At 71.6% G+C, this 5,909-nt stretch carries 5 protein-coding genes; 1 reads left to right on the plus strand and 4 read right to left on the minus strand.

The features are described from left to right. From OOT08_RS14135 to fbaA, 3 genes are all read right to left on the minus strand, one after another. Positions 1 to 1,611: putative Ig domain-containing protein (locus OOT08_RS14135; RefSeq protein WP_325093429.1), on the minus strand; the 1,611-nt coding region annotated here is incomplete at its 3' end. A 260-nt stretch (positions 1,612 to 1,871) separates the two neighbouring features. Beyond that, entirely contained in the window at positions 1,872 to 2,924 is a 1,053-nt protein-coding gene (locus tag OOT08_RS14140) for a DUF6264 family protein (RefSeq protein WP_325093430.1), read from the minus strand. A gap of 2 nt (positions 2,925 to 2,926) precedes the next feature. Further along, on the minus strand, positions 2,927 to 3,955 hold the full coding sequence (gene fbaA / locus OOT08_RS14145) for a class II fructose-bisphosphate aldolase (RefSeq protein ID WP_325093431.1): 1,029 nt from the start codon (positions 3,953 to 3,955) through the stop codon (positions 2,927 to 2,929). A gap of 145 nt (positions 3,956 to 4,100) precedes the next feature. Here fbaA and glpX point away from each other — a divergent pair, with 145 nt between their 5' ends. After that, entirely contained in the window at positions 4,101 to 5,084 is a 984-nt protein-coding gene (glpX, locus tag OOT08_RS14150) for a class II fructose-bisphosphatase (protein WP_325093432.1), read from the plus strand. A gap of 67 nt (positions 5,085 to 5,151) precedes the next feature. Here glpX and OOT08_RS14155 read toward each other — a convergent pair. Further along, positions 5,152 to 5,909, minus strand: a 758-nt coding sequence (locus OOT08_RS14155) for an EamA family transporter (protein ID WP_325093433.1), incomplete at its 5' end; no start/stop codon positions are given.

Below are 5,909 nucleotides of genomic sequence, written 5' to 3' on the forward strand. Positions count from 1 at the left end.
CGTCCCCGTGCCGTCCCGCACCGTCAGGGGGAAGGTCGCGGTGTCGGCGCCGAAGTCGTCCTCGACCGTGACCGTCAGCGTGGCGAGCCCCTCCGCGGCGGGAGTGCCCGTGAGCAGCCCGGTCTCGGGTGCGAGGCGCAGGCCCTCGGGGAGGCCGGTCACGGACCAGCGCAGGCCCGGGAGGCCGGTCGCCGTGATTTCGGTGCCCGGGTAGGTTTCCCCGACCACGCCCTCCGGCAGCGGGCCCTCGTAGGTGATCCGCGGTCCCTGCGCGCGGATCACGGCCTCGCCAGAGGTTCCGGAGGTGCCCCAGAAATCGTCCGACCAGGTGAGGCGCACCCGGTCCCCAATCGCCTCGGCGGGGGCGCTCAGAGTCAGTGCGTCTCCCGTCGCCCCCGGGACGTCCTGCCAGGTCGCGCCCGCATCGGCGGAGCGCTGCCACTGGACGCCGCCGCCGTGCTCGGGGGAGATGCCGGTCACCTCGCTCCGGAAGGTGACGTTCTCGCCAGGCGCCGATACCGTCTGGTCCCCGGGGTCAGTGACCCCCGGCGCGTGAATCACGGAGACCGTGCTGCCCTTCTTGCCGTTGGTCCAGCCCGCGTTGGCGCTCAAGAGATCCCCGGTCTGGGGGTTGCGCACCACGTCGAAGGGGGCGGCTGGAGTGTCTCGGGTGCCCGTCGCGCGCAGGCCCGCTGCGAGGTCCGCTGCGAGGATGGCGTTCCCCAGCTGCGCGTTGCCATAGGCGCGGTTTTCTGTGTCGTCGCCGACGAGGTTATCCATCAGCGTTCCCATGTTGGCGGAGCTCAGCACGGCCCCCGTGCCGGGGTCGAGCACCGCGAGCGCGGTGCCCGTGCCGTCGGCGACGTAGACCCGACTGAAGTCCCGGTCGAAGGTGAGATCGTTGAGGTCACGGACGCCGGCAATCGGCATGATGCGGCGCGTGTCGAGCGTCAGGGGATCGAGGGCGATGAGTTGCCGGTCGCCGCCGATGAGGAGCTCCGCCTCGTGCTCGGTGTAGACGGCCGAGTGGAAGTTGTTGCCCGCGAGGACGGTGCTCGCGAGGACCTCCCCGGTGCTGGCGTCGAGCCGGAGGACCTCGCCGCCGAGCCCGAGCGCGACCACCGTGCTGCCGTCCCGGTTGGGCGTGGCGACCTCGATGTTGACGAGGTCGGGGGTGAGGCTGTTGCGCAGGCTCATCGTCCCGAGGTCGACCACGCCGATGCCCCGCGAGAAGCCGTACGGAGTCTTCTCGACGAGGAAGAGGAGCGACTCGTCGGGGCTCAGCGCGAGCGCCGAGTTCCGGGGGGCGTTGAGCGCGACCGTGTCGCTCACGCGGTTCTCCGCGAGGTCGAGCACGCTCAGGGTGCCGCTGACCCGGTCGGTGACGAAGCCGACGGTGCCGTCGCGCGTGACGAGGATCGAGTTCGGCTGTACCTCCTCGCCGATGACAATGTCGGTGCTGAGTTTGGGCGCGAAGGAGGTGGTGGTCTGCCCGGCGCTCTCGGGCACCGGCTCGGTCGCGGACCCGGCGAGGGCCGGGGCCAGTGCGAGAGCCGTGCCGAGGAGGACGGCGAGCGCGCCGCGGCCGGGTGGGCGGTGGGTATTCTGCATGCGGTTTCCTGTGGATCGGGACGCGCGCACGCTGACGCGTGCGGGCACGTCAGCGTGGGTCCCCGACGGGGGAGGGGGTGCAAGGGCATTGCGTATTGAATATTAAATGCCTGCGGTGGCGACACCGCCCAGCTCCCGCTCAGCTCCGCCTGATCATCGGGACGGCGCAGCCCGGATATCCCCCCCCGTTCATCCCGAGGAAACGAACACGGCTGCGGCCCCGGGTGTCCGGGGCCGCAGCCGGGTGTGCTTCGGTGGTGCTAGGGGGCGACCGAGGGAAGGACGACGCCGATCTCTTGAATCGCGGTGAACAGCTCCGGCACCGCCTGAACGGCGACCCCGAGCAGGACGAACAGCAGCACGATGCTGAGCACCCCGGCGATCAGGGGCACGAACCAGGACGGCTTGCCCGCGCGGATCAGCAGCAGGGAACCCACGAGCGCGAGCGCCCAGAGGGACAGCATCGAGATCGCCCCCACGATGGACAGCGTCCCCACCGAGGCGGGGGCGGTGAACTCGCCCAGCTCGTAGATCTCGTAGAGCTGCGCGAAGGTCGACTCCAGCGCGAAGAACATCTGCGCAAAGAAGAAGTTCGCCAGCGCGCCGAAGGCGAGCAGGATGGCGGTGGCGATTCGGTCGCCGCGGCGCTTGGGCTGCTGGGGCGGGCCAAACTGACCCGGGGCCAGCGGGGCGTAGCCGCCGGGGGGCGGCGCGGGGGTCTGCTGCTGCTGGACGTACGGAGCCGGGCGGTTCCCCGACGCCGCGGGCTGCTTGGGCTGCTCGCTCGGGGCGGCGGGGGCCGGGCCACGGCGGCCGCGGCCGGAGGTCGGGCGCGCGCCGACGCCGAGGTTGTGCGGCACGTTGGGCAGGGTCGGGGAGACCGGGGCGGAGCCGGTTGCGCCCGCGCCGGGGGTCCCGGGCGCGGCTGCGGAGCCGCCCGTGCCCTCGGTGCCGGTTTCAGGGTCCCACGACCAGCCCTCGGGGGCGTACTCGCCAAACTCGGGGGCGGGGCGGGTGTCCTCGGGCGCGGGGCTCGGGGCCGGGCGCTCCGGGGGCGTCGCGACCTGCGGCGGCAGCGGGGCCTGGTCGGCGTTCGGGGCGGGCGGGGGCAGCAGCGGCTCGACCGGCTCGGGCGTCAGCGACGCGGCGGGCTCGGGGCTGGCCGGGGCGGCGGGCTCCGGGGTGACCGGGGCGGCCTCGGGCGCGGTGCCCGGAGCGAGCTCAGGACCTCCGTCAACCCCCTCGGCGCGCGACGACATCGGGTCCCGAGGTTCGAAGCGGTTCTCGGGCGACGGAGTGTCCTGGTTGCTCATGGTTAGGCGCTCACAGACTGCCCGGCGGAGCCGAGCTGCTCGGTGGCCTGGACGATGCGCGCGGCCATACCGGCCTCGGCGCGCTTGCCCCAGGCGCGGGGATCGTACTGCTTCTTGTTGCCAACCTCGCCGTCGATCTTCAGCAGGCCCTCGTAGCCGGTCAGCATGGCGTCGACGACGGGGCGGGTGAAGGCGTACTGCGTGTCGGTGTCGATGTTCATCTTGATGACGCCGTTGCGGACCGCCTCGGCGATCTCGGCGTCGGAAGAGCCGGAGCCGCCGTGGAACACGAGGTCGAGCGGCTTCTCGGCGGTGCCGTACTTCGCGGCGAGCCCGTCCTGGATCTCCTTGAGGAGCTCGGGGCGGAGCTTCACGTTGCCCGGCTTGTAGACCCCGTGCACGTTGCCGAAGGTGAGGGCGGTCAGGTACCGGCCCTGCTCGCCGAGGCCGAGGGCCTCGACCATCGCGACGGCGTCATCGAGCGTCGTGTAGAGCTGATCATTGATCTCATTCTCCACGCCGTCTTCCTCGCCGCCGACCACGCCGATCTCGACCTCGAGGATCGAGTTGATCGCGTGCAGGCGGGGGAGTAGCTCACGGGCGATGCGCAGGTTTTCCTCGAGGGGAACCGCGGAACCGTCCCACATGTGCGACTGGAACAGGGGCAGGCCGCCCTGCTTGACCCGCTCCTCGCTCGCGCTGATCAGGGGCAGCAGCCAGTTGTCCAGGTTCTCCTGTGGGCAGTGGTCGGTGTGCAGCGCCACGGTGACGGGGTAGGCCTTGGCGACCTCCTCGGCGAAGGCGACGAAGGCGAGCGAGCCGCCAATGCGGTTCTTGACGGTGTGCCCGCCGAAGTAGTCCGCGCCGCCAGAGGAGACCTGGAGGATGCCGTCGGAGCCGGCCTCCGCGAAGCCCTGGAGCGCGGCGTGCAGCGTCTGCGAGCTGGACACGTTGATGGCCGGGAACGCGAAGGCGTTCTTCTTGGCCGTGTCGATCATCTCGGCGTACTGTTCTGGCGTGGCGACTGGCATCGTCCGCTCCTTAAGCTTGGGGTGGTCACGGGGCTGGTGCCCCCAGTGTATCGACACCGCGGTAGTCTGGTGTGAGGAGCGTCCGGCGACACCGTGCCGGGCCGGGCCTTGAGCGGCCCCGAAACCTTCAAGGAGCACACCCGTCATGACCGATGGTCTCTCACTCGACGACTGGCAGCCCGACCGGAACCTGGCCATGGAGCTGGTTCGCGCAACCGAGGCGGCCGCCGTCCGGGCGACCCCGTTCGTGGGTCGCGGCGACAAGAACTCCGCTGACGGCGCGGCCGTTGACGCGATGCGCCGCTTCCTGTCGACCGTCAACATGAACGGCACCGTCGTCATCGGTGAGGGCGAGAAGGACGACGCCCCCTGGCTGTACAACGGCGAGCAGGTCGGCAACGGCCAGGGCGCGGACTGCGACGTCGCCGTTGACCCGATCGACGGCACCTCGCTGACGGCGGCCGGACGTCCCGGCGCGCTCTCCGTGATCGCGGTCGCCGATCGCGGCAGCATGTACGACCCCTCCGCCGTGTTCTACATGGACAAGCTCGTCTGCGGCCCCGACGGGGTCGGCGTCGTCGACATCCGCAAGCCCATCGGCGAGAACATCCGCGCACTGGCCAAGGTCAAGGGCGTGTCGACCTCCGACATCCGCGTGGCCGTGCTGGACCGTCCCCGCCACGAGCAGCTGATCGCCGAGATCCGCGAGGCCGGGGCCGGCACCCGCCTCCTCCTCGACGGCGACGTCGCCGGCGGCGTCAACGCCGCCCGCTACGACGCGAACATCGACCTCTGCGTCGGCATCGGCGGCACCCCGGAGGGCATCATCACGGCCTGCGCCGTGAAGGCGCTCGGCGGCATGATCCAGGGTCAGCTCAAGCCCCGCGACGACGACGAGCTGCAGAAGGCGATCGACGCCGGTCACGACCTCACGCGCATCCTCGAGGCCGACGACCTCGTCGCGAGCGACAACACCTACTTCGTGGCCACCGGCATCACCTCGGCCGAGTTCGTGGACGGCGTCAGCCGCCGCGGCCCCTTCATCCGCACCGACAGCATCGTGATGCGTTCGCACTCCGGCACCATCCGCCGCGTGATCAGCGACTCGCTCATCTCCCGCTGGGCATAGCCCCCGCGACCGCCTCGTGCGGCAGCGCAGCCCCCGACCGTTTGGGTCGGGGGCTGCGCTGTTTTTCTCAGGCGATCGTGCGCTGAGGCGCTCGGCTTCCCGCGGGGCCGGGGCTCCCGGGCTGGGCTTTCGTGCGGCCCGGGAGTTGCCCGCCGACGATGGCGGCCAGGGCGAGAGCGAAGCCCGCGAGCTGCCACGGACCGAGCCACTGCCCGAGGACGAGCGCGCCGAGCGCCGCGGCGACCAGGGGCGAGACGAGGCCGAGCAGGGCCGCCGAGGTGACGGGAATCTTGCCGATGCCGTCGAACCAGATGGCGTAGCTGAGGAGGCCCCCGGCGAGGGTGAGCCAGAGATAGCCGAGCGCGGCTGGCCCGTCGATGCTCGCGGGCACTCCCTCCGCCAGCAGGGTGACGGGCAGGAGGATGAGCCCGCCCGCGGTGAGCTGCCAGCCCGCGAAGGCGGTGGGGCCGACGCCAGCCGGACGCCCCCACCGCTTCGTGAGCACGGTGCCCACGGCCATGCCGAGGGGGCCGGCAATCCCCGCGGCGATCCCCAGCGCGTCGAGCTGCGCGGAGGAGCGGAGTGCGACGAGGCTGACCCCGGCGACCCCGACGAGGCCCCAGAGGATTTTTCGGGTGCTCAGCCGGTCGCGGAGGAGCGGGACCGCGATCAGAGCGACGACAAGCGGCTGCACCGCGCCGAGGGTCGCGGCGACCCCGCCGGGGAGCCGATAGGCGCTGAGGAACAGCAGCGGGAAGAACGCGCCGATGTTGAGCGCGCCGAGCAGGAGCGACCGCCACCACCAGATGCCCCGCGGCAGCGTTC

This window comes from Leucobacter sp. M11, assembly GCF_035726885.1.
In the GTDB taxonomy this organism is placed as follows: domain Bacteria; phylum Actinomycetota; class Actinomycetes; order Actinomycetales; family Microbacteriaceae; genus JAPFRB01.

Coding starts and splice junctions, on each gene's coding strand:
- fbaA (WP_325093431.1), bottom strand. CDS start 3,955: ATGCCAGTCGCCACGCCAGAACAGTACGCCGAGATGATCGACACGGCC.
- glpX (WP_325093432.1), top strand. CDS start 4,101: ATGACCGATGGTCTCTCACTCGACGACTGGCAGCCCGACCGGAACCTG.
- OOT08_RS14140 (WP_325093430.1), bottom strand. CDS start 2,924: ATGAGCAACCAGGACACTCCGTCGCCCGAGAACCGCTTCGAACCTCGG.